Origin of the sequence: Pusillimonas sp. DMV24BSW_D (genome assembly GCF_011388195.1) — a bacterium.
Taxonomy (GTDB): Bacteria; Pseudomonadota; Gammaproteobacteria; order Burkholderiales; family Burkholderiaceae_B; genus Neopusillimonas; species Neopusillimonas aestuarii.
Genome location: NZ_CP049990.1, coordinates 1,174,714 through 1,198,729 on the forward strand (window position 1 = coordinate 1,174,714; position 24,016 = coordinate 1,198,729).

Consider the following 24,016-nt stretch of genomic DNA (forward strand, 5'->3'; position numbering starts at 1 on the left):
GCGTTCAATTTCAGAATGCAGGTTTCGTTTCGCCTTGCTTCCTAATATAAGCGAGAATAACGCTCATATTTGTTAACAGGGAGAACAAATGTCGCAGTCTGAAAAGGCGCGCGTATCCCGGCGACGTGGGTGGGTCTGGCTAATTGTGTTACTGGCCGTGGCGGCCGGTATGTATTTTTATTTGAATCGGTCGGATACGGCAAATCAGTCGGGGTTACCCGGCATGCGTGGCATGAGGGATATGGCGGTGCCGGTGAGAACGGCCACGGCAACAGAATCGTCGGTACAGGTTGTGTTGCCGGCGGTTGGAACGGTAACAGCCCTGAATACGGTTACCGTCACCAGCAGGGTCGAGGGTGAACTTGAGGCCGTGCTTTTCGCCGAAGGGCAGAAAGTGCAGGCAGGCGATATGCTGGCACGCATTGATCCGCGTCCTTACCAGGTTGCGCTTGACCAGGCATTAGGCCAACAAGCGCAGAACCAGGCACTGTTGGAGAATGCCCAGCGTGATTTGCGTCGGTACGAGCAACTTTTCAAACAAAACTCGCTTGCACGACAGCAGCTTGATACGCAGCGCGCATTGGTGCAGCAGTACCAGGGTGCGCTGGTGAGCGATCAGGCCGAGGTGGATAACGCACGTCTCCAATTGGAGTTCGCTCAGATCAAAGCACCGATTAGCGGCCGTGTGGGCCTGCGTAAGGTGGATCCGGGCAATTTAATCAGTGCCGGTGATACAGAGGGCTTGGTCGTCATTACCCAAACCCAACCGATTTCAGTATTGTTTTCATTGCCGCAAGCGCAGTTGCCCGAAGTGCGTGCGCAGTTAATGAACGGCAATACGCTTACTACTGTGTTGTACGACAGCACCAGCACGCGTGAACTGGCACGCGGGGAGCTCGTTTCCATCGATAATCAAATTGACGTGGCAACGGGTACTGTGCGGATGAAAGCGCAATTTCCTAATGAAGATGAGGCGCTTTTCCCTAATCAGTTTGTGAACGTCAGACTCGTGGTGAACACGCTGGAAAATGCCTTGGTTATTCCCGCAAGGGCGGTACAGCAAGGGTCTATCGGTTCTTTTGTTTATCGGGTGCAGGAAGACAACACGGTTAAAGTGCAGCCGATCGTCACGGGTGCGGTGCAAGAGCGCAACGTCACGGTCCTGGAAGGGTTGCAGCGTGGCCAGGTGGTTGTAACGGAAGGCGTGGACCGCTTGCGCGATGGTGCCAAGGTGGAAATTGTTGAGGAATAAGGGGCCAAAGTGAACTTATCCCGGCAGTTCATTTTGCGCCCGGTGGCCACAACGCTGGCGATGCTGGCCTTGTTGATCGCCGGCATTCTGGCGTATCGGATGTTGCCTGTTTCCGCTTTGCCGGAAGTGGATTACCCCACAATTCAGGTTTCCACGCAGTACCCCGGCGCCAGCCCCGATGTCATGACGGCGCTGGTGACATCGCCCCTGGAACGTCAGTTGGGGCAAATGTCGGGGTTGACGCAGATGTCGTCCACCAGCTCCGGCGGGCAGTCTCAAATTACCTTGCAGTTTGGCCTTGATGTCCCGCTGGACGTCGCCGAGCAGGAAGTACAGGCGGCGATTAATGCCGCTTCGAATCTGCTGCCGAACGATTTGCCGTCTTCGCCTGTTTACAACAAAGTGAATCCAGCAGATACCGCCGTGATTAGCCTGGCAATTACGTCGCCAACGTTGCCGTTGTATGAAGTGCGTGACTTAATTGATTTACGTGTTGCGCAGAAATTGTCGCAGATATCGGATGTGGGCCTGGTAAGCATTGCCGGGGGGCAGCGCCCTGCGGTAAGGGTTCAGGCGAACCCGCAAGCCTTGGCTGCACATGACTTGACGCTTTCATCGGTACGCAGCGCCATTTTGTCGGCGAACGTTAACCAGCCCAAAGGCAATCTCGACGGCCCCGAACGATCCACCACGATTAACGCAAACGACCAACTGCGCTCGGTGCAGGATTACGAGTCACTGATTCTGGCTTACGAGAATGATGGTGCATTACGGTTGGGGGATGTTGCCCAGATTCGTGAAGGTGCCGAGAATGTGAGGCAATCGGCCTGGTTCGGCACGACGCCCGCCATCCTGTTGAACATTCAGCGACAACCCGGCGCTAACGTGATCCAGGTCGTTGATCGTGTTAAGGAGTTGCTTCCTTCATTGCAGGAGGCTTTGCCTGTCGGCGTGGATATGGCGGTTGCCAGTGACCGTACCCAGACGATTCGTGAATCAGTTCGGCACGTTCAAATAGAGATGGTCATGGCGGTCACCCTGGTTATTCTGGTGACATTTGTGTTTTTGCGTACCTGGACGGCCACGTTGATTCCCAGTGTCGTTGTACCGTTGTCATTGGTGGGGACGTTTGCCGCCATGTATTTAATGGGTTTTAGCGTGAACAACCTTACGTTGATGGCGCTGACGATTGCAACCGGGTTTGTGGTTGATGACGCCATTGTGATGATTGAAAATATTGCGCGCCATTTAGAGCAGGGGCACTCACCCTTGCATGCCGCCTTGAAAGGCGCGCAACAAATCGGTTTTACACTTATTTCACTAACGCTCTCGTTAATTGCAGTGTTGATACCTCTGTTGTTTATGAGCGATGTGATCGGCCGACTGTTTAGCGAGTTCGCCCTGACGCTTGCGGTAGCGATTTTTTTATCGCTGCTGATTTCTCTGACCTTAACGCCAATGATGTGTGCGCAGTTTTTGCGGCGTGAACCGGAAGAGCGCATGAGCCGCTTTCAGCAATGGTTGGGTCACCATACCGAACGTCTTATTCAGGCTTATGATCGCAGCCTGCAGTGGGTGTTGCAGCGGCAGCGGCTCACACTGCTGGTGGCTTTGGGCACATTGGCCCTGACTGCATTGTTGTATTGGTGGGTGCCTAAGGGATTTTTCCCGCAGCAGGACACCGGCTTGATTCAGGCAGTTACGCAGGGCCCACAAACCGCTTCGTTTTCGGCTATTTCCCGTTTGCAGGAACAGGCTGCGGCGCGCATTGTGCGTGATCCGGACGTGGCTGCCGTTACCTCCTTTACCGGCATAGACGGCACAAACACAACACTGAATACCGGACGCATGCAGATCGCTTTGACGCCGCTGGCGCAGCGCAGTGCGAACGCCCAGGAAGTGATTCAGCGTTTGCAGGAAGACCTGAAAGGTTTATCGGGGCTTGAGGTCTTCATGCAACCGGTACAGGATTTAACGATTGATGACCGGGTGAGTCGAACGCAATATCAAATGACGATTTCCGACCCGGACATGGAAACATTGCGCGAATGGGTACCACGCCTGGTTGAAAAATTGCAGCGTTTGCCTGAGTTGGCCGAGGTGACCGACGATTTGCAATTAGATGGCCTGGAAACGCGTTTACTGATCGACAGGGACGCAGCCGCTCGCTTGGGCGTCAGCGTGGCCGATATTGACGAAGCTTTGTACGATGCGTTCGGGCAACGGCAGATATCCACTATTTTCACCCAATCGGCTCAGTATCGCGTGGTGCTGGAAGTGGCACCGGAATACCGTTCGACGCCGTCGGATTTGGGGCGCATTCATGTGTCTACTGAGTCGGGCGGTACGACCCCGCTTACCAGCGTGGTGAGTGTTGAACCGTCGAATACGTTGTTGTCGATTGGACGCCAGGATCAATTTCCATCGGTCACCGTTTCATTCAATTTGCCCGAAGATGTTGCACTTTCAGATGCGGTGTCGGCAATTGAACAAGCACAGCAAACGCTGAGCATGCCGGCGTCGGTTGAAACGCGTTTTCAGGGCGCGGCCAGGGCGTTTGAAGCATCGTTAAGCAGTACCTTATGGCTGATGCTGGCGGCGGTAATGGTGATGTACATTGTGCTGGGTATCCTGTATGAAAGCTTCATTCACCCAGTCACAATTCTGTCTACCTTACCCTCGGCAACGGTCGGGGCGTTGGCGGCCTTGTTGCTTACGGGGCGCGACCTGGACATGATTGGGGTCATCGGCATTATTTTGTTGATTGGGATCGTCAAAAAAAATGCCATTATGATGATCGACTTTGCCCTTGAAGCTGAACGCACACGGGGCCTGGCGCCGCAAGCGGCGATTCACGAGGCGGCGCTGCTCCGTTTTCGTCCGATTCTTATGACGACATTGGCTGCCTTGTTTGCAGCAGTACCGTTGATGTTGGCAACCGGGGCGGGTTCGGAGTTGCGCCAGCCTCTGGGCCTGGTCATGGTGGGCGGCCTGTTGTGCAGTCAGGTGCTTACGCTCTATACAACGCCGGTTATTTATTTGATGTTTGATCGACTTGCGCGCCGGCGTCGCGCTTTCCCGGCAGAGGTGACATAGTGCGCTGGTTGACCGTGTTTGTCATGCGTCCGGTAGCCACCACTTTGTTGTGCCTGGCGATGGTGATGGCCGGTTTGCTGGCGGCACGCATGTTACCGGTTGCGCCGTTGCCGCAGGTCGACTTTCCCATGATTACGGTCACAGCCAATATGGCCGGCGCCAGCCCGGAAACCATGGCCTCTAGTGTGGCGATGCCGCTGGAGCAGTCGCTTGGCTCCATTGCCGGGGTCACGGAAATGAGTTCAAGCAGCTCTGAAGGGTCGACCCGCATCTCGTTGGTGTTCGACCTGAGCCGTGACATTAACAGCGCAGCGCGTGATGTTCAGGCGGCGATTAATGCGGCTCGTGGCTCTTTGCCGTCAAGCTTGCGCGATAACCCAACTTACAACAAAGTGAACCCGGCTTCTTCACCCATCATGGTGCTGGCGTTAACGTCTGAAACCGTTACCCAAGGTGAGTTGTATGACTTGGCGTCGACCGTGCTTGCGCAGAAGTTGGCGCAGGTGTCGGGTGTGGGCGAGGTGAGTGTGGGTGGCAGCGCACTGCCGGCTGTGCGGGTGAGTCTGAACCCGCAGGCATTGGTTGCGGCCGGTGTGGCACTGGACGAGGTTCGCCAGGCACTGAATCAGGCCAACACCTTGGGGCCTGTAGGGGTCATTGAGAATCATCAGTATCATTGGCAAATCAATTCCGGCAGCCAGATGACCCGCGCCGAACAATACCGGCCGCTTATTGTGGCCTGGCGCGACGGTGCGCCGATTCGGTTAGACGACGTGGCCAAGGTAGAGGATGGCGTTGAAGATGCATTCAATACCGGTTTTTTTAATGATCGGCAGGCCGTGTTGTTGGTGATTCGCCGTCAACCCGACGCCAACATTATTGAAACCGTTGACGCCATTCATGCCCAGATGCCTGCGTTTCAAAGTTTGGTGCCGGCACAGGTGACTTTGTCAGTTGCGGTTGATCGAACGCCCAGTATTCGTGAGTCTCTTGCCGAAGCGCAATTTACCTTGTTTATTGCCGTCGTTTTAGTGGTGCTGGTGGTGCTTGTATTCTTGCGTCAGGTTCGGGCGGCGGTGATCCCCAGTATTGTTGTGCCCGCTTCGCTGATTACCACGTTTAGCCTGATGTGGTGGATGGGGTTTACGTTGAACACCATGTCGTTGATGGCCATGATTGTGGCTGCCGGCTTTGTGGTTGACGATGCCATTGTGGTGCTTGAAAACATCATGCGCTATATCGAAAAGGGTTATAACCCGGTGCGCGCCGCCGTTCGAGGTGTGCGTGAAGTGGGGTTTACCGTGGTTGCCATGAGTGTGTCGTTGGTGGCGGTATTTATTCCAATTTTGTTGATGGGAGGCATTCCGGGCCGGTTGTTTCGTGAGTTCGCGCTGACGCTTTCAGCCGCCATTCTCGTTTCTCTGGTTTTGTCATTGATTCTGACGCCCATGATGTGCGCGCGCTGGCTGCGTGCGCAAGACAAGACGCGTGCCGGTGGAAGCGGCGTCAGGCGGCGTGAATCATGGGTGGAGCGCGCGCTGTTGTCGGTTGGACGTTGGTGTTTGCGCGGTTATCAACGTTCACTCGACTGGGCTTTGGTCCATAGCCGGATCACGCTATTGATTCTGTTGGGCACAATAGGGTTGAATGTCTATTTGTATTCGGTCGTGCCGAAGGGTTTTTTCCCACAGCAAGATACCGGGCAGCTGTTGGGGTTCTTCCGCGTTGATCAGGGCACGTCGTTTCAGGCCATGTTGCCTAAGCTCGAGAAATTCCGGAATGCGTTGCTGAAAGATCCGGCCGTAGACACAGTGACTGGTTTTGCGGGTGGACGAGGGGGCAGTCATTCCAGTTTTTTGTTGATACAGCTCAAGCCATTTGATGAACGTGATGTGAGTGCCACAGATGTGGTCAACCGGTTGCGTAGTCGATTCAATAATGAGCCAGGCGCACGTTTGTTTCTGGTGCCTCAGCAAGACGTTCGTGTTGGAGGGCGTCAGGGGCTGGCGTCATTTGAGTATTCTTTGCTGGCTTCCGAGCTGGATCTGTTGAAAACATGGTTACCGCGGGTACAGCAGGCCCTGGCGGGTTTACCGGAGTTGGTTGATGTCGAAAGCGACATTGAAGACAAGGGTCGGCGCGTTGAGTTGATTATTGATCGCGAGACCGCCACAAGGCTGGGGGTGGATATGGCGCTGATTGCCTCGACCTTGAACAACTCGTTCAGCCAGCGACAGGTATCCGTTATTTATGGTCCTTTGAATCAGTATCGGGTGGTGATGTCGGTGTTGCCTGAGTATGCCCAGGATGCGGAATCATTAAAGCTAGTTCAGGTCGTCACGCAAGACGGCAATCGCGTGCCGCTGGCGTCGTTTACCCGGTTCGAGGTCGGCACCGCGCCGTTGCGTGTGCGTCACCAGGGTTTGCTGGCCGAAGAGTCGGTTTCGTTCAGCTTGGCGCCGGGGGTGTCGCTGGGCGAGGCAACGCAGGCTATTGAAGACGCGGTGGCTCGGACGGGGCTTCCCACCAATGAACTTCAAGGCGTGTTTCAAGGGTCGGCGCAAGCGTTGCAGGAATCGTTGGATCAGCAACCGTGGCTTATTTTGGCGGCGCTACTGACCATGTACATTGTGCTGGGCATGCTTTACGAAAGTTATATTCATCCGCTGACGATTTTGTCGACGCTGCCGTCAGCGGGCATAGGGGCTCTGCTGGCACTGATGCTGCTGGACTATGAGTTTTCGTTGATTGCGCTGATCGGTGTGTTTCTATTGATTGGTATCGTGAAAAAGAACGCCATCATGATGGTGGATTTTGCTTTGCATGCTGAACGTCAGCGTGGCCTGACGCCACGACAAGCCATTTATGAAGCGTGCCTGATCCGTTTTCGCCCCATTATGATGACTACCTTGTCTGCTATTTTCGGGGCTTTGCCGCTGGTGTTGGCCACTGGGGCCGGCGTGGAGCTGCGCCAACCACTGGGTATTACCATTGTCGGCGGTCTTGTGTTGAGCCAGGTTTTAACGCTTTATACGACACCGGTGGTTTATTTGTATCTGGACCGATTACGGCTTTGGTTCAGGGCAAGACAGGCCAAGCATGCACCTGCAATACAGGAATAACAATGGAAAGAGCTAAATGGTTTTTGGCGACCTTATTGACGCTGACAATGGCGGGATGCGCCGTGGGTCCGGATTACACGGAGCCCGGTGTTGAACTGGGTCAACAGTATGAAAATCAGCAAGGTTGGGTGCGCGCACAACCCAATGCTGCGGCACTTCGCGCTGATTGGTGGACGCTTTTCGATGACCCCGTACTGAACGGATTGATGGATGAGGTGCTGGTCAATAATCAAACGATTGCCCAGTTCGAAGCGCAGTATCGGCAAGCGCAGGCCTTATTGCGTGAAAGCGAAGCCCAGTTTTTTCCTTCGGTGAATGCCAATGCAGGCTTTACCCGATCGGGTTCCGGTTCGGAGGGGGTGTCGCAACAGTATCGTTTGGCGGGTACGGTAAGTTGGGAGCCGGACTTATGGGGGCGCATTCGACGTACGGTAGAGGCGGAATCAGCGCAACTGCAGGCCAGTGAGGCAGAGTTGGCGGGTACCCGGTTAAGCGTGCAGTCCACTTTGGCCCAAACCTATTTCCGCTTACGTTCGTTCGATGCCGAGTTGCGGTTATACGAGCAAACGGTTGAGGCTTATCGTCGCTCCCTGCAAACAACAGAGAACCGGCTGAACGTCGGAGTCGCAGCCCAACTCGATGTTGAGTCGGCGCGTGTGCAATTGAATAACGCATTAACCCAGCAACAAGCGCTGCGACGTCAGCGGGCGCAGCTGGAAAATGCGATGGCGGTTTTACTTGGCAAGCCACCCTCACAATTTTCGTTGCCGTCCGAGCCCGTATCGGTTGCCGTTCCGAGCATTCCTGCGGGCTTGCCGTCCGAGCTCTTGCAGCGTCGACCTGATATTGCGTCGGCCGAGCGGCAAGTGGCTGCGGCCAATGCGCAAATAGGTGTGGCGCAGTCGGCCTGGTTCCCTAACTTAACTTTAACGGCCGAGGGCGGTTATAGGGCGGGCCAATGGGCGCAGTGGTTAAGTGCGCCTTTTAGTTTTTGGTCGCTTGGTCCGGCGTTGGCGATGACAATCTTTGATGGTGGAGCGCGCGAAGCCCGAATAGAACAAGCGCGTGCAGGTTATGAGGCTCAGGTTGCTGTGTACAGGCAGACGGTGTTGACTGCATTACGGGAAGTTGAGGACTATCTGGTTGATCTGAATAGTTTGGCGCGCGAACAGCAGAGCCAGCAGCGGGCGCTGGATGCGGCAAGAGCGTCATTGCGCTTAACGCTGAACCAGTATGACGCAGGCCTGATCGATTATCTGAGTGTCGTGCAAGTTGAAACGACCGCCCTGGCGGCTGAGCGTGCTTCATTATCTTTAAGCGCCGATCGTCTTGTTGCTGCGGTGCAGTTAATTGCCGCGCTGGGTGGGGGGTGGCAACAGCCTACTCCGGCAGAAGTCCGCGAATAGCGGCAATGCCGTGGGCTCCGTGTTCTTGCGCTATTGCCATGGTTTGGTCAGACTGCCCGCCAATGGCAAAAACCGGACGCCCCGCTTGGCCTGCCAGTTCGGCAAATTGTGCCCAGCCCATGGCGCTTTCCAGGGGGTGAGAGGGGGTGGGGCATACATGACCCAAGACAACAAAGTCGGCATCAAGCTGCTTTGTCTGTTCCAGTTCGGCCTGGTTGTGAACGGAAACCCCGCATAGATACTGTTCGGGAAATACATCCCTTTTGAAACTGTGCATGTCTTGCGCCCGAAGATGAACGCCGTCGGCTTGTGCCCACCATGCCTGAGGGTGAACACTGTTTAGCAAGCATTGCGCCCCCGCCGCCCGGCAAACAGCCAGAACATTTTCAAAAGCCTGATGCAGGGAGCCGGCGTGCCCGGATGCCGCCCATTCGGGTTCACGAAACTGAACCAGGCGGACGCCGCGATTAATAGCTTTTTTGAGTTTTGCCAAATAGGGTTCGAGGTTTTCAGGATGTTGAATACCTGTGATGAGGTATTGGGAAGGCAGTTTCAGCCAACGCAGTGGGGGTTCGGTGGCCGGCAATAACGGCCCAACCGCTATGGGTGCCTGCGGATCGACCCAGGCCAGGTTTTGCCCTTCCAGGCCGGTAGGGTTTCCATTCCAACCGGTTACCTTGCAAAACGCCAGGCGCACGATGTTTTTTGGGTACTCATGGACATACGTCACCCACGGTGTCGCGTGGGTCACTTCAATGTCCAGTTCTTCCTTTAACTCTCGCGCCAGGGCCTGCAGAACGGTTTCCCCGGCCTCGATTTTCCCCCCCGGCAGTTCCCACCAGCCCGGCCACGGTTTGTCGGCGGGCCGTTGGCCCAGCAATAGGGCGCCATCGGGTTTCAAAATCAGGCCGGCGGCGACATCAATAAAAGGTTTAGACATGACGGGCTGCCCAATCTTTGGCGAATTGATGGGCCACACGGCCCGAGCGCGACCCCCTTTCCAGTGCCCACTGCAGGGCCTCCAGGCGGCATGCCTCGATGTCGGACGCCGGGCAGCCGAGCTCGTGCAACCAATGATGCACGATGTCCAGGTAATCATCTTGCTTGAATGGATAAAACGACAGCCAAATACCGAAGCGCTCAGATAAGGAAATTTTCTCTTCAACGGTTTCGCCGGGATGAATTTCTCCATCCGGCTGGTGCTTGGCTTCAAGGTTTTCGCTCATGTATTCAGGCATCAGGTGGCGCCGGTTTGAGGTGGCGTAAATTAAAACGTTGTCGCCTGAGTCGTTAATTGAGCCATCAAGCACTGATTTCAGTGCCTTGTAGCCGGCTTCGCCCTCTTCAAAAGACAGGTCGTCGCAGAAAATAATGAATTTTTCCGGACGCGCGCGAACCTGTTCCACAATGTCGCTCAGGTCGGACAGGTCGGACTTATCGACCTCAATAAGTCTGAGTCCCTGGTTGGCATAAAGGGCAAGCATGGCTTTGACCAAAGAACTTTTTCCAGTGCCTCGTGCGCCGGTCATGAGCACATTGTTCGCGGGTTTGCCGGCTAAAAAGAAGCGGGTGTTGCGGTCGATAACGCCTTTCTGACGCTCAATATGCTGGAGATCGTTGGTTTTTATTTTCGAGATATTGTGCACGGCATCGAGCCAGCCGCGGCTGCCGCGTTTGCGCCAGCGATAGGCATGGGCCGACCAATCGACCTCGGGGGGCGCCGGTGGCAGCCAGGCCTCCAGTTGCGCAAGAACACGGTTGGCCCGCTGCATGAGCGAGGCCAGGTCGACATTGTTTGCAGTGTTTTCCGGCATAGTGTGCTTCTTGATCAGTATCTCGACAAACCCGCATTATCGCCAATTTTGAGCCTGTCATGCGAACGGGTCGCATGACACCGTATAATCAAGGACTTGGCTTTTCCGCCGTTTTATCCAAATATTTTGAGTTTGCCTTGAATATCTCCGAGTTGCTCAGCCCCATTAACGAAGACATGAAAGCCGTCGATGCGGTTATTCGGGAACGCCTGAACTCCGATGTCGTACTTATTCGTACCGTTGGTGATTACATTATTCAGGCCGGTGGCAAGCGTATGCGGCCGGCCATGCTGCTGATGGTGGCGCGGGCGCTGGGATACGAAGGGGCCATGCATCATTTGCTGGCGGCGGTGGTTGAGTTCATTCATACATCCACTTTGTTGCACGACGATGTTGTCGACGAATCCGACTTGCGGCGCGGCCGTAGCACCGCTAATGCGGTATTCGGTAATGCGGCCAGTGTACTGGTGGGCGATTACCTGTATTCGCGTTCTTTTGAAATGATGGTGGAGGCCGACTCCATGCGGGTGATGCAGGTTTTTTCCAAAGCCACCACCATTATTGCCGAGGGCGAGGTGTTGCAGTTGTTGAATGTGCACGACCCCGACGTGTCGCTGGAGCGTTACTTGCAGGTGGTGCGTTATAAAACAGCCAAGTTGTTTGAAGCCGCAGCACAGGTGGGTGCGATTGTGGCGCATGCCTCACCCGAACAAGAAGCGGCTGCGGCGGCCTATGGCCGGCATATCGGTACGGCCTTCCAGTTAATCGACGACGTGCTTGATTACGAAGGTGACGCCGCCGCATTGGGTAAAAATGTGGGCGATGATTTACGTGAAGGCAAGCCTACATTGCCGTTGATTCGTGCCATGGAGGTAGGGTCGGCGCAGCAGCGGGCGCTTATTCAGGAAGCCATTCGTACCGGCGACGGCGATTTCGCGGCTGTGGCGCATGCTATTCAGGAAACCGATGCCTTGCAGTACACACGTGAAACGGCCGTGGAAGAAGCCGAGCTGGCGCGCCAGCAGCTTGGTTTGTTTCCTGCTTCTGCGGCGCAGGAATCTTTGCTAAAATTCTGCTCGTTTGCTGTTGATCGCGACCGCTGAACGGGCGCGATTTTCTTTTGTCGGGGCGTAGCTCAGCCTGGTAGAGTACTGCGTTCGGGACGCAGGAGTCGGAGGTTCGAATCCTCTCGCCCCGACCATTTTCTTATTGTTTTCCCCATTTGCGCATCATGACGGCGACTGGCACGGCAAGTGTCAGCCAAGATAAAACATCCAGCCAGCCGTCTCCCACCAGCGCGGCTATCAGTCCGACCGCAGTCACAATTGCGATAAAGGTTGGCGCCTGCCACATTTGTCGTATCGTAATGAAGCCCGCACTCTTGTTATCCCGGATTTTGGCAATGCGTTTTGCGTGCTCCTGTTCGGGCGCGGGATATTCTTGGGCAGGGGCTTTCCGGCCCCGGGCGAGCCAAAGGTAAAGCCCGCTTCCCAGCAGAATAATGGTGATTATGTCGAGCACCGCCCATAGTATTTTCATTGGCATGCCGCCATAGTCACCAAAATGTAGTGGCTCTGAAAGAAGCAGTGCTGTCATGTACCAGGGTAGAGGGCGGTTGTCGGTAACCTGCAGCGTTTGCGCATCAACCAATACTGGTTTAAGCAGGCGTGATGTAAGCGGTTCGGTGCCACGCATGAATACTGCGTAGTGGTGCGGGCTCGACAACCCTGATCCGGGAAAGGCAACGAAACCCAGTTGCATGTTCGGCTCGATTTTTTGGGCGGCACGAACGGCTTGTTCCAACGAGCCGGGATTCGTGACGGCTGGGCTACCTTCATAGGGCGCAATCATTTCAGCCATTTGATCGGCTCGCCACGCACTAATGATCAAATCCGCCCAAGTGTTGATCATACCGGTGGCGCCGACGGTACCTACCCAGACGATGGTGATAATGCCCAATAAGTTATGCAGGTCCAACCATTTAAGACGGGTAGTGCGATTGCGACGTACCTCGCCAAAGCGCAGACGTCGCATGAAAGGGGCGTACAGTACCACACCCGATACGATTGCCACAAGCAACAATAAGCCCATAAAGCCCAGGAACAGTTTTCCGGGTAACCCGGCGAACATATCGGTGTGTAGTTGCAGCATGACGGACATGAAGCCGCTTTGCCGCGCTTCCGGATCGAGTATTTTGGCGGTGTAGTAGTCCACCGTGACCGATGTGCGGCCACCTTCGCCTGCGACCGTGTCAGCAAGGTTGACATACCAGAAGCCGTCGTCAGTGATATCGCCAAGGAACATGATGGCTTTATCCGGAGCTTGTGATTTCGCCGCGGCAACGACTTCATCCAGATTTGCCATGGGCAGGCCGCTGGCTGCCGTTGTGTGTGGCGTCGCGTCGGTAAGCCAATGATCAATCTCATGCTCAAAGATCAGTGGCAAGCCGGTGATGCAAAGCATCAAGATAAAAATCGTGGAGATCAGGCTGGTCCATTTATGCACGAAAGACCAACTACGCAACGCCTTCGCCGATAACATGGTTAAAGCTCCCTTGTGGCGCGCAATTGGGGCGTACGCAATGCGGCACGATCGATAGCGCCGCTGAAAAGAAAGGGTTGACTAACGGCCATATCGATTCCTGTTGTAATTGAGAATAATATTGAGAGTTATTATTGTCTTTATGGAATTATACATAGACTGAACACGCATAAAGGAAGGTTTCCCCGGGTGGAGTTGATCGTTTGTGCGACGTTTTTTAAACAAGATGAATAAATTAAATATTAATAATAAGATTTGTTCCCATTTGTGTTTATATTATTATTTGTGTTAAATTCAGCCGCTATCGCCGATCCGCCGGCTTTCGGCTCCGGTGTCTTGTGCCGCTCGTATGTGTTGTTCCTCGTTCCGGTCCCTTTTCTCTTTTTATGAGTGTGAAATCATGCCTCATCGCCCTTTTACCCGTTCGCTCTTATTACGCCATTTGGCGGCTGCCGGCCTTTTGGTTTCCGCCGGCGGCGCTCTGGCGCAGAGCACGCAACCTGCTACTCTTCAGACCATTACGGTTGAGGGTAGTCAACTGTCCGACGGAGTAATGCCGCCTTTTGCCGGTGGGCAGGTGGCAACGGGCGGTAGTTTGGGCTTGCTCGGAACCAGTAACGTCATGGACTCTCCGTTCAGTACGGTGAACTACACCTCGCAACTGGTAGACGACATACAGGCCCGAACCCTGGCGGATGTCATCACGCTTGACCCTTCGGTGCGCACGACAACGTCTACTGGTGGTTTCGGAGAAGATTTCCTTATTCGTGGCTTTAGCGTTGGCACCGGAGATGTCGGGTTGAATGGCCTGTACGGATTGTTGTCGGCTAATCGGATTCCACTTGAAATGGTTGAGCGTGTCGAGTTGCTTAAAGGGCCGGGCACACTTATGCGAGGTATTCCGCCCAATGGAAGTATCGGTGGTAGTGTCAACGTCATTACCAAACGGGCTGACGACGAGCCCCTCACGCGTGTTAGTGCCGCGTATACCAGCAAAGCCAACGTGGGGACGCATGTCGACATAGGGCGGCGCTTTGGGAAGAACAATGCCTGGGGAGTCCGCTTTAATGGCGTATTGCGTGGCGGCGAAGCCTCTATTCGTGGCGGCAAACAAAATCTGGGTCTGGGTGCTCTGGCCCTGGATTACAGGGGAGAGCGTTTGCGATGGACGCTGGATGCCATATATCAAGACGAAAAGATAGATGATTTTCGTGCCCAGATCGGTTTCCGGCCGGGCATTGCCGAGATTCCGGCAGCACCGGATGGAGACATTACTTTTTACCCGGGCACAACGCTTACCCAACTCGACAAGACAGTCGCTTCGCGACTGGAGTACGACCTGACCGACAATCTAACAGCGCACGTTGCGATGGGTTACCGAGACAACGTCGTAAAACAAATGTTCCCGATTTCGGTGAATCCCAACACGCTTGCACGACAGGGTGTGGACGCCGACGGTAATTTCGGCGTCATGAACTCTTATTATGATTCCTATTCCAAAACCTTCAGTGCCGACGCGGGTTTGCAAGCCAGGTTTAATACGGGCGGTGTGGGTCATGTCGTGGCGTTGAGCGCAACCCGTATGGATCAGGAAGCGGGCAATGCCTATTCACCCGGCACGGCTGCCGTGTCGTCAAATATTTATAACCCATCGCCGCTTCCTGCAGCGCCATCCGTACGAAACAATATGGAACGCGCTTCGGAAACGACACTCAGCAGTATTGCGATAGCCGATACGCTGTCTTTTGCCCAGGATAGTGTGCTACTTACCGTAGGTGCACGCAGGCAGACGGTTGAGGTTGATGGTTACAGCACCGCTACCGGCGCCAGAACGAGCACGTATAAGGCCAGTGCAATTTCTCCGGTTGCAGGCATCGTAGTAAAACCGCTAAATAACGTATCAATTTACGGTAACTTCACGGAAGGGCTTACCAGGGGCACCATTGTGAGTGCCAATTATGCGAATGCCGGGGAAGTGCTTGATCCTTACAAGTCGAAGCAATACGAGGCCGGTGTTAAAGTGGATTGGGGCAAGGTAACCACTACTGTGGCGGTGTATCAGTTGGGGCGGCCCGCGGGTCAGGCCGACGATGCCAACGTATATGGTTATTTTGGCGAGCAACGCAACCGCGGTCTTGAACTCACGGCATACGGGGAACTGCAGCCCGGTTTGCGGTTTATGGCGGGCGCGGCCTTTACACAAGCTAAACTGATGAACACCCCGGGCGGTGTCAATGAAGGTAATACGGCGGCGGGCGTGCCTCGACGCACTTTTAATCTTGCCTTGGATTGGGATACGCCTTGGGTGAACGGTTTGAGCCTCAACGGTAGTGTGGCTTACACGTCCTCTTCATATATTGATTCAACCAATACACTAAGCCTGCCGGCGGTTACAACTTTTGGTCTTGGTGCACGCTACCGTACCGAAGTCGCAGGAAAACCCGTTGTCTTGCGCGCTAATATTGATAACCTGACAGACAAAGAATATTGGTTGGCCAGCGGAAGTTTTGCAACAAATGCAGCCGGGCGTACGGTGATGTTGTCTGCCACAGTCGACTTCTAAAAGCATATTTTCAACTGATTTCCCGCGACTGACTATTCTTATTGACACTTCTTGTTTTTCATCTCATTTAACATATACTTATATATATAATAGTTTATGTGAATGGCAGGCAAGAGGAGACGCATAAGAGTGGAGCGAACCATCAGTCAGGCGGGAATCGTTGAGCCGGTACCTACGGTTCTTGAAATGTTGCAGGACTCTGCTATTCGGTTTCCTGAGAACGAAGCGGTTGTCTTTGAGAATGTCCGGTTGACGTATCGGCAATTGGTCGCCGAAATAGCCGATCTAGCGAGTCGCTTGAGCAAACTAGGGGCGAAAGGGCAACGAGTCGCCATTGTCATGCCCAATGGGTTGGACATCGTTGTTGCGATTTACGCGGTATATGCTGCCGGCGCCCAAGCGGTGCCGTTGAACCCAGATTACACCGAGCGGGAAATCAGCGAGATTCTGCAAGATGCTGACGTTTTAGTAACGCTTTGCGGACGCGCGCAATACGATAGGGTCGGTCAACAACTGGATACCTTGTCGAAAAATCACGCAATTGTGTTGGCATTGTCTCCTTCTGGATCAGTCGAAACAGAACAACCGTTATGTGAATTTACGTTACCGAGTCCGGCCGACTTGGCTAAGCTGCAATATACCGGTGGAACGACTGGTCGTTCGAAAGGTGTCATGCTGACCCATGAAAACGTTGCCGTTAATGTATTGCAACGCGAAGCGTTGATTCCAATGCGCCAGGGTGTAGAGCGAATTTTGTGTGTAACGCCGCTATATCACGCGTATGCCACTGCAATGGCTTTATATCCGGCTTTGAGTTCGGGCGGGGCGCTGGTTATACAGTCGCGCTTCAAGCCCGAGCAGGTCTTTGATGCTTTAGAGCGCGAGCACATCACGTTGTTCGCCGGCGCCCCGGCTATTTATTACGCGTTGGTCAGTCACCCATTATTCGAAAAATGCAATTTGTCGTCTTTATCGGCCAGTTTCTCGGGTTCGGCGCCGTTATCTTTAGAGGTTTTGGAGCGCTGGCAAAGTGTATCGGGTGCGCCCATTCTGGAAGGGTATGGTTTAACAGAGTCCTCTCCTATCCTTACTTTTAATCCGCGATATGGCATACGAAAGCCAGGCTCTGTGGGGTTGGCTGCATTGAATACGATGCTTGAAATCGTTGACCCTGTCGAGACCGACAAAGTATTGGGATGCAACCAGGTTGGCGAGATCAGAGCACGCGGCCCACAACTCATGGCGGGTTATCGCAACCTACCAAAAGAGACCGCGGCAATGATTCGCGACGGATGGCTTTACACCGGCGACCTTGGGGAGTTGGATGAAGAAGGCTACTTGTTCATTCGTGGCCGCAAAAAAGAGATGGTGATCGTCGGTGGTTTTAATGTGTATCCGCGAGAGATAGAAGAACAGCTATTTATGATGGCAGGAGTTCAGGACTGCGCGGTCGTGGGAGTTAAGGACGCGTATTTGGGAGAGGTCTTGCATGCCTTCATCGTGGTCAGGCCCGGCTCAGCGTTAACCAAAACTGACGTTTTCGAGCGTTGTGAGCAGAACCTGGTGCGTTACAAAGTCCCCAAGCACGTGCATTTTGTTGAGACTTTGCCTCGTACCGCTGTAGGAAAGCTGGACAGGGCTCGTTTGTCGGTAATGGGCGAAGAGCATATTTGACGAGCGCCTCTTTTATTCATCTTCTACAAATAGAAAGGAATGAAGCTTGAGTACTTATTATCCGCGGTATGACGAAATTCATTTTGCGTTAAATGTGTGGTCGGAAATGCCCGGCTTGCAGGCTTTGCCTGGGCTTGAAGGACAAAGTGCGGACATCGTTTCAGCTGTGATTGATGAAGCGGGGCGGTTTGCTTCGCAAGTGCTGGCACCGCTGGATACGATCGGTGATCGCGAAGGGGCGTATATAAAGGACGGTCGCGTGTGTCTACCTGAGGGTTGGGGTAGTGCGTACAACAAATTTGTTGAAGCGCAGTGGAACACCGTGCATTTTCCTGAAGTGATTGGTGGTCAGGGGTTTGCTACGCCGGTCAGTGTTGCTGTGTCCGAGATGTTCAACAGCGCCAATATTTCATTTAGCTTGGGGCTGATGCCTTTTTCTGGCGTGGTGTCGCTACTGGCAGCATACGGAACTGAACGGCAAAAGCGAGTCTATCTACCTGCGTTGGTAAGTGGGCGTTGGACAGCTACGCTTGCAATTACCGAGCCTCAGGCGGGTACCGACTTGGGTGCAATTAAGACAAAAGCCGAAAAAGATGCAGCCGGATATCGGATTAAAGGCACAAAGTGTTTTATTACGTATGGCGATCACGATATGGCCGAAAACATTGTGCATTTTGTGTTGGCGCGCGGGCCGGAGAATGTCGCGGGCGTGAAAGGCCTGTCCTTGTATGTGGTGTCGAAGTTCGAGGTGGATGATGAAGGGGAAATCGGCAGCAGGAATGATGTTCAGTGCATTTCGCTGGAGAAGAAAATAGGGGTGCGCGCCAGCCCAACAGCAACAATGGCATTCGGAGATGAGCAGGGCGCTGTTGGGGAGTTGCTTGGAGAAGAGAACCGGGGGCTGGCGCATATGTTTCTTGTGCTGAACCGCGCCCGCCTGAATATTGCTGTTTTCGGATTGGCGTCTGCCGAAAATGCCTATCAGGCAGCGTTGTCATATGCACAGGAACGTATACAGGGAAGTGATCGAAATGGCAGACCCTGTGCCATTATTGAGCACCCAGACGTGCGACGAATGTTACAAGACATGCGTGCCAGTACGGATGCCATGCGGGCAATAGCTTATTACACCGCAGGGGTTGCAGAGCGCGCGCAGCGTGAGCCGGATGAGCTGCTTCGCTCAATGTATAAAAAGAGATTGGATCTGTTAACGCCGATCGCGAAAGGGTGGGTTACCGAGAATGGTTTTCTGGCTGCGTCGACAGGTGTTCAGGTCGCCGGCGGGGCCGGGTACCTGGAGGAAAGCAGGGCTTCACAGTATTTCAGGGATGCTCGCGTACATACTATTTACGAGGGTACCACGGGTGTGCAGTCGATGGACTTGGTTTTGCGTAAGGTAATGCGCGATGAAGGGGAGAGTGCGTTACTGCTGTTGAATTCTATGCTGCAGGAAGTATTGGCGTATCAGCATCATGATTCCGTGCGCGATGAGGTTGCGTTGCTTTCAGATGCAATCGCGCGATTAAAAGATGCCACTGAATGGATTCTTGGTCAGGGTGACGCTCAAAGAGAGCGCTTGGAGGCTATTTCGGCGCATTATTTGAATTTCTGGGGAACGGTTTTGGGTGCTTGGCTCTTGATCAAAGGCGTGGTTGCGTCAACCGCAACGGAGTCTGATTTATCGTTGGCCAATGCTTTTGTAGATAACAAAAAGTCTGCAATGCGCTATTTTCTGGTGCATCGACTCATGCCGGCGTGTTCTCTAAAAGACGTGATAGTTCAAGGTGCCTCTTCCATTACATGCGCCAAATTTTAGTTTGTTTGGCGCCATTATTTTTTTGTTGACATACTCATATACATATAAGTATCATCAATAAAAATATCTTACTTATGTGTATAGGAGTTTTGTTATGTCGCGTCTGAAAATTGGACGGCATTTCGCCGCACTTGTTGTGCCTTTTACTGATTCCGGCGAGATAGACGAGCCGGCTTTTCGCAAAGTCTGTCGTTTTATGCTCGATGTGGATGGTATTGATGGTTTAGTTGTGAATGCCAACGCAGGTGAAGTTGATGCGTTAACAGACAGCGAGCGCATGTTGGTGCTGAAGTTGGCTATTGAAGAGGCTCATCCGCGAAAGAAAACGGTCGTGGCGGGTATTGTTCCTGTGCCGTACACCAACGCGGTAGCCGCGCGGTCGGCACAAGAGGCAGAGCAGGCGGGGGCTGACGGTATTTTGCTGTTGGGGTCAATTGCTTTCGGTCGTGGCGTCGACGCAGTGCCCGAGGTGGCGAAACAGTACACGTCAGATGTTGCCTCTTCAATCCGTATTCCAGTGATCTATTTTATGGCTGGGCCGCTGTCGGGCATCAACTACACGCCGGAAGTTGTAAAAGCCATTTGCGAAGTTGATAACGTTGTGGCAATTAAAGACACCATGTGGACGCCGCAGGGATTCGAAAATAACTATAAATCGTTGAAGAAACTGGGGCGCGACACGACGGTGTTGAGTGGCAACGATAATTGCCTTTTCCAGAATTTTGCAACGGGTTGCGATGGAACATTGCTTGTGCTGCACATGGTTATGGCGAAGAAAGTCATAGAAATGTACGACCTGGTTCAACGCAATGATTTGAATGCGGCTCGCGAGATTCATGATAGTCATGACGCACTGGTACGACTTCTGTTTGCACGGCCAATGTTGAAAATGGTTAGCCGAGTGAAGTACGCACTTCATCAGATGGGAGTGATGGATAACTATCTGACACGAGATCCCATGCCGGCCCCTACCGAAGCAGAACGTAAAGCGATCAGCGCGGAACTGCGTGCCCTTGGCTATATCAAGTAACGAGAAGAAATGGATTTAGGAATCAAAGGTCGTCTTGCGGTTGTCTCGGCGGGATCGAAAGGAATAGGGCGGTCGTGTGTGCTTGCGTTGGCAAAGGAAGGCGCGCGCATTGCGACTTTTTCCCGGCAGGAAAGTCATCTAACGGCGCTGGCAGATGAGATTGAAGAACTGACGGGCCTTCGGCCTTATACCAGGTCTGCAGATTTGGCTGACCCGGCTTCTCTATCCGAGTTCTTTCAGGCGGTTCGCAAGGATGTGGGACCGGTAGATATTCTGGTGGCGAATTCCCTTGGTCCGCGCCCAGGGGTTTTCGATTTGCACGACGATCATGCATGGATATCAGCTTTTGAAGGTGCGCATCTAACGACTGTTCGAATGATTCGTGACGTCATTCCAGATATGCAAAAGAGTGGTCGAGGCGCTGTAGTCGCTATTCAATCTACGTCGGTCAAACAGCCGATTCCCGGGCTTACTTTGTCAAATGGAGTGCGTCCGGCTGTCGCAGGTCTGATGAAGTCGCTTGCTATGGAATACGGCAAGAAAGGCGTGCGTTTCAATATTGTATGTCCCGGTCGTGTCATGACGGAACGGTTTTTGCAGGTTGAGAAAGCGCATGGCGGCTCGTTGGAAGAACGACTTGCAAAGTCTGCCGCGGAGGTGCCCATGGGTCGCTTTGGGGAGCCTGAAGAGGTGGCGGATGCCGTTGCATTTTTATGTTCGGATCGTGCTTCGTACATAACGGGAACGGTTCTGTCAGTTGATGGCGGCAACGTACGAAGTCTGTTCTGAGGAGTCGACATGGCGCTTTACGATCTACAGCTTTATTTATTCAAGCTGAAAAATGAGCCCGATATGCAGGCAGCGTTTATGCAAGACCGGGAGGGCCATATGGTGCGTCATGGCTTGAATGAACAAGAGCGCCAGGCGATGCTTGATCAGGATATCCAAGCGCTATGGCGCTTGGGGGTGCATCCATTGTTAATGGCACCTTTAGGGCGATTTTTTAATCTGCCTCCTGATCAGTATCGGGCAACATTACGCGCCCTGGCGGGCGAGCGGCACTTGCGCAGTTAGGAGGCAACATGGGTGGAATTGTATTTGCTGCGGCTATGAGTCATGCGCCACACATAACGGGCTATGCCAATCATGCCGGCAAAGAGGTCAAGGACCGGGTGTATGCGGGGATGACCGAAATTGGTGATCAGTTACGTCAGGCCAGGCCTGATGTGTTGGTGGTCGTCAGTTCCGATCATTTTCATAATTTGTTTGTTGATCGCATGCCGGCGTTCTGTGTGGGTGTCGCGCAGTCATACTCCGGTCCAATTGAGAAATGGATCAATGTTGATTCTTTTTCCATACCAGGGGCCGAGGCATTTTCACGCGCTTTGGTCGAGCAGGCTTATGAGATTGGGTTTGACCCAGCCTTTGCTGAAAATGTCATTCTTGAGCATGGTGTTGTGGTTCCATTGCAGTTTCTTGCTCCTGAGTACGACATCCCTTTGGTCCCGATTCTTCAGAACTGTATGGTCCCGCCTCTGCCGACGTTGTCGCGTTGTTACGGTTTTGGCCAGTTCATCCGACGCGCGGCACAGGCCTCTGATTTGCGTGTTGCCGTGGTTGGCACAGGGGGGTTGTCACACTCACCCGGCGCACCGGAGGCGGGTGATATTGACCGCGAATTTGACCTTGAGTTTCTAGCAGCCCTGGCGTCTGAGCGCCCTGTGCAAGTGGTCGATTGGGGCAGTGAAAAAATTGATGCAGCGGGTTTTGGTGCGTGGGAAATTCGTCAGTGGGTGACGGCTTTGGGCGCCGCGAATGGCGCACAAGCGCAAACGGTTTATTACGAGTCAGTAGCAGAGTGGGAAACCGGCTGTGGCGGAGTCGTTTTCGAGACATCGACAAGCTGAATAGTGGAGAAAATTGTATGGAAACGCAAAGTGTTGACCGGGAGTATGCCGATTTGGTCCAGCCAGAGTCGGGAATGGTGAGCAGCACCATATTTACCGACCCCGGAATCTATCAGCTAGAGTTGGAAAAAATATTCACCAAATCGTGGTTGTATTTGGGACATGAGAGCCAGTTGCCGAATGAAAATGACTTCTTCACGACCTACATGGGGTCTGATTCGGTTGTGGTAACGCGTTCCGGCGGCAAGATTCGTGCGTTTCTGAATTTTTGCACGCATCGTGGGATGAAAGTATGCCGCACGGACTCTGGGAATGCTCCCGCTTTTACTTGCCCTTATCACGGTTGGTGTTTCTCATCCAAAGGCGAACTGGTTGGTGTGCCCGGTTATCGGGAAGCTTACTATGAAAGCCTTGAGATGAGCCGTTGGGGGTTGCGGGAGGTTGCACAACTCGATACCTTCGGTGGTTTGATCTTTGCAACCTGGAATCCTAAGGCTTCCTCTTTGCTTGACTATCTTGGCGAGATGGCGGTGTATCTGGATCGGGTTGTGAGTCGCAGCGATGGCGGTGTTGAAATGATAGGCGGCGTTCAGAAGTGGGAATTGCCGGTGAACTGGAAAATGCCCGCCGAGAACTTTCTGGGTGATTCGTACCACGTTGCGACGACGCATGGCTCGGTCATGGATATTGGCTATCGCAAACGCCCGAAAAAAGATGGCTTTCAGATTTCCCTTCGCGGAGGACATGGGTTCGGTTCGGAGCTGGGTGGATTTGGTGCTGGATCGACAGGGTCATCTGCTTACGCTAAATATATTGATGAAATGCGCGCCAAACTTGACGCCCAGGACAATCCGGCCAATCAGTTCATCCCCTTGGGGCATTCAACCATTTTCCCGAATATGTCGATTTTGGATAGCGTCAAGTTTCGGATGATTCGGATGTCTCATCCGCGTGGCCCTCGTCTTACCGAAAGCCATACCATGTGCTTCGTAGACAAGAATTTGGATCCCGAATTGAAAGAAGAAATTCGTCGCGAGTTTATTCTTTCGTTTGGGCCCAGCGGCATGTTTGAGGTAGAGGATGGCGAAATATGGGGCGAAATTGCTGACAGTATCAGCGGATATATGGCATCTCGCCAGCCGTTCAACTATCAAATGGGTCTCGGAAAAGAAGAGTTGACCGCAGATAAGTTTGGACAAGGTTTGCCGGGTAGAACAGGTTGGTATTGGAGTGAAATCAACCAGCGTGAGTATTACCGTCAGTGGCGCAGCCTGATGGAGGCGAAATGAAAACGATGCTAAGTAATCCTTCTCTTTACTTTGAGGTAAAGAGTTTCCAGGCATATGAAGTCTCTTTGCTGCAGGAGCTGGCCTATCAAGAATGGCTGGGTATTTTCGCTGATGACCTTCGGTATAGAGCTCCTTTGGTTTATGTTAAGGACCAAAGGGAAGGTTCTTTATCCAGGCAAACCGATTTGATGCTGTATGACGATAGTTATGAAACCTTATCGTTAAGAGTGGCACGCGCAAAAAGTAAAAAAGCGTGGACGGAAATTCCGCCGTCTCGTTTGCGATATTTTGTAGATCCGGTGGAAATTGAGGAGGAGCCCGACGGCTTGCGGGTTGCCAGTAACTTAATCATTTATCAAACACGGCTGCAGCGCGAAGAAAACCTATTTGTAGGTCATCGCATCGATCGTGTTCGTCGAAGCGAAGATGGGTGGAAAGTATTCGACCGGTATGCGGTGATAGATCGGGCGGTATTGCCCTCGAAAAATTTGACGGTGTTTTTCTAA

17 protein-coding genes and 1 tRNA gene are annotated in these 24,016 nt (G+C 53.3%); 15 read left to right on the forward strand and 3 right to left on the reverse strand.

All coding sequences use genetic code 11. The annotated features are described in order from the left end of the window. Window positions 1-88 precede the first annotated feature (88 nt). Genes G9Q38_RS05705 through G9Q38_RS05720 form a run of 4 tightly spaced genes read left to right on the forward strand, consistent with a single transcriptional unit; the run spans window position 89 to window position 8,876 of the window. Entirely contained in the window at window positions 89-1,252 is a 1,164-nt protein-coding gene (locus G9Q38_RS05705; RefSeq protein WP_166128721.1) for an MdtA/MuxA family multidrug efflux RND transporter periplasmic adaptor subunit, read from the forward strand. Between the two features lie 9 nt (window positions 1,253-1,261). After that, window positions 1,262-4,348, forward strand: coding sequence for a multidrug efflux RND transporter permease subunit (locus G9Q38_RS05710; protein WP_166128724.1), 3,087 nt, complete (start codon window positions 1,262-1,264; stop codon window positions 4,346-4,348). A gap of 23 nt (window positions 4,349-4,371) precedes the next feature. After that, on the forward strand, window positions 4,372-7,470 hold the full coding sequence (locus tag G9Q38_RS05715) for an efflux RND transporter permease subunit (protein WP_305076281.1): 3,099 nt from the start codon (window positions 4,372-4,374) through the stop codon (window positions 7,468-7,470). Window positions 7,471-7,472: 2 nt separating this feature from the next. Continuing rightward, complete coding sequence (locus G9Q38_RS05720; RefSeq protein ID WP_166128729.1) at window positions 7,473-8,876, forward strand: efflux transporter outer membrane subunit; 1,404 nt, start codon at window positions 7,473-7,475, stop codon at window positions 8,874-8,876. Here G9Q38_RS05720 and G9Q38_RS05725 read toward each other — a convergent pair. Then, complete coding sequence (locus tag G9Q38_RS05725; protein ID WP_166128732.1) at window positions 8,851-9,816, reverse strand: Nudix family hydrolase; 966 nt, start codon at window positions 9,814-9,816, stop codon at window positions 8,851-8,853. The genes G9Q38_RS05720 and G9Q38_RS05725 overlap by 26 nt on opposite strands. After that, the gene (locus G9Q38_RS05730; RefSeq protein WP_166128734.1) at window positions 9,809-10,690 is read right to left on the reverse strand and encodes an ATP-binding protein; all 882 of its coding nucleotides are present in this window, start codon (window positions 10,688-10,690) and stop codon (window positions 9,809-9,811) included. The genes G9Q38_RS05725 and G9Q38_RS05730 overlap by 8 nt, the downstream gene beginning before the upstream one ends. A 137-nt stretch (window positions 10,691-10,827) precedes the next feature. Between G9Q38_RS05730 and G9Q38_RS05735 the strand changes: the two genes are divergently transcribed. Together G9Q38_RS05735 and G9Q38_RS05740 are read left to right on the forward strand one after the other, a co-directional pair. After that, entirely contained in the window at window positions 10,828-11,793 is a 966-nt protein-coding gene (locus G9Q38_RS05735; RefSeq protein ID WP_166132328.1) for a polyprenyl synthetase family protein, read from the forward strand. 21 nt (window positions 11,794-11,814) lie between these two features. Next, window positions 11,815-11,891: transfer RNA gene (locus G9Q38_RS05740), tRNA-Pro, on the forward strand. A 5-nt stretch (window positions 11,892-11,896) separates the two neighbouring features. Here the strand turns inward: G9Q38_RS05740 and G9Q38_RS05745 are convergent. Next, window positions 11,897-13,231 (reverse strand): PepSY-associated TM helix domain-containing protein, encoded by a 1,335-nt coding sequence (locus G9Q38_RS05745; protein ID WP_166128737.1) that lies wholly within the window; start codon window positions 13,229-13,231, stop codon window positions 11,897-11,899. Between the two features lie 400 nt (window positions 13,232-13,631). Here G9Q38_RS05745 and G9Q38_RS05750 point away from each other — a divergent pair, with 400 nt between their 5' ends. From G9Q38_RS05750 to G9Q38_RS05790, 9 genes are all read left to right on the forward strand, one after another. After that, window positions 13,632-15,794 (forward strand): TonB-dependent receptor, encoded by a 2,163-nt coding sequence (locus tag G9Q38_RS05750; RefSeq protein ID WP_166128740.1) that lies wholly within the window; start codon window positions 13,632-13,634, stop codon window positions 15,792-15,794. A 129-nt stretch (window positions 15,795-15,923) separates the two neighbouring features. Beyond that, window positions 15,924-17,468 (forward strand): AMP-binding protein, encoded by a 1,545-nt coding sequence (locus G9Q38_RS05755; protein WP_166128743.1) that lies wholly within the window; start codon window positions 15,924-15,926, stop codon window positions 17,466-17,468. 46 nt (window positions 17,469-17,514) lie between these two features. Continuing rightward, window positions 17,515-19,284 carry an acyl-CoA dehydrogenase family protein gene (locus G9Q38_RS05760; protein WP_166128745.1) on the forward strand — a complete coding sequence of 590 codons (1,770 nt, stop codon included), beginning with the start codon at window positions 17,515-17,517 and terminating at the stop codon, window positions 19,282-19,284. Window positions 19,285-19,378: 94 nt separating this feature from the next. After that, a complete protein-coding gene (locus G9Q38_RS05765; protein WP_166128748.1) occupies window positions 19,379-20,314 on the forward strand; it encodes a dihydrodipicolinate synthase family protein in 936 nt (311 codons plus the stop codon). A gap of 9 nt (window positions 20,315-20,323) precedes the next feature. Beyond that, window positions 20,324-21,103 carry an SDR family oxidoreductase gene (locus G9Q38_RS05770; protein WP_166128751.1) on the forward strand — a complete coding sequence of 260 codons (780 nt, stop codon included), beginning with the start codon at window positions 20,324-20,326 and terminating at the stop codon, window positions 21,101-21,103. A 9-nt stretch (window positions 21,104-21,112) separates the two neighbouring features. After that, window positions 21,113-21,388, forward strand: coding sequence for a hypothetical protein (locus tag G9Q38_RS05775; protein ID WP_166128754.1), 276 nt, complete (start codon window positions 21,113-21,115; stop codon window positions 21,386-21,388). Between the two features lie 8 nt (window positions 21,389-21,396). After that, entirely contained in the window at window positions 21,397-22,221 is an 825-nt protein-coding gene (locus G9Q38_RS05780) for a DODA-type extradiol aromatic ring-opening family dioxygenase (protein WP_166128758.1), read from the forward strand. Window positions 22,222-22,238: 17 nt separating this feature from the next. Beyond that, window positions 22,239-23,510: an aromatic ring-hydroxylating oxygenase subunit alpha gene (locus G9Q38_RS05785; RefSeq protein ID WP_166128760.1), complete on the forward strand. Its 1,272-nt coding sequence runs from the start codon at window positions 22,239-22,241 to the stop codon at window positions 23,508-23,510. Then, entirely contained in the window at window positions 23,507-24,016 is a 510-nt protein-coding gene (locus tag G9Q38_RS05790; RefSeq protein WP_166128763.1) for an aromatic-ring-hydroxylating dioxygenase subunit beta, read from the forward strand. Before G9Q38_RS05785 ends, G9Q38_RS05790 begins: the two co-directional genes overlap by 4 nt.

What these genes read in the sequence shown, in the direction of transcription:
- G9Q38_RS05725 (WP_166128732.1), bottom strand. Translation starts at nt 9,816, where the DNA reads ATGTCTAAACCTTTTATTGATGTCGCCGCCGGCCTGATTTTGAAACCC.
- G9Q38_RS05770 (WP_166128751.1), top strand. Translation starts at nt 20,324, where the DNA reads ATGGATTTAGGAATCAAAGGTCGTCTTGCGGTTGTCTCGGCGGGATCG.
- G9Q38_RS05775 (WP_166128754.1), top strand. Translation starts at nt 21,113, where the DNA reads ATGGCGCTTTACGATCTACAGCTTTATTTATTCAAGCTGAAAAATGAG.
- G9Q38_RS05705 (WP_166128721.1), top strand. Translation starts at nt 89, where the DNA reads ATGTCGCAGTCTGAAAAGGCGCGCGTATCCCGGCGACGTGGGTGGGTC.
- G9Q38_RS05780 (WP_166128758.1), top strand. Translation starts at nt 21,397, where the DNA reads ATGGGTGGAATTGTATTTGCTGCGGCTATGAGTCATGCGCCACACATA.
- G9Q38_RS05765 (WP_166128748.1), top strand. Translation starts at nt 19,379, where the DNA reads ATGTCGCGTCTGAAAATTGGACGGCATTTCGCCGCACTTGTTGTGCCT.
- G9Q38_RS05750 (WP_166128740.1), top strand. Translation starts at nt 13,632, where the DNA reads ATGCCTCATCGCCCTTTTACCCGTTCGCTCTTATTACGCCATTTGGCG.
- G9Q38_RS05745 (WP_166128737.1), bottom strand. Translation starts at nt 13,231, where the DNA reads ATGTTATCGGCGAAGGCGTTGCGTAGTTGGTCTTTCGTGCATAAATGG.
- G9Q38_RS05720 (WP_166128729.1), top strand. Translation starts at nt 7,473, where the DNA reads ATGGAAAGAGCTAAATGGTTTTTGGCGACCTTATTGACGCTGACAATG.
- G9Q38_RS05715 (WP_305076281.1), top strand. Translation starts at nt 4,372, where the DNA reads ATGCGTCCGGTAGCCACCACTTTGTTGTGCCTGGCGATGGTGATGGCC.
- G9Q38_RS05785 (WP_166128760.1), top strand. Translation starts at nt 22,239, where the DNA reads ATGGAAACGCAAAGTGTTGACCGGGAGTATGCCGATTTGGTCCAGCCA.
- G9Q38_RS05730 (WP_166128734.1), bottom strand. Translation starts at nt 10,690, where the DNA reads ATGCCGGAAAACACTGCAAACAATGTCGACCTGGCCTCGCTCATGCAG.
- G9Q38_RS05790 (WP_166128763.1), top strand. Translation starts at nt 23,507, where the DNA reads ATGAAAACGATGCTAAGTAATCCTTCTCTTTACTTTGAGGTAAAGAGT.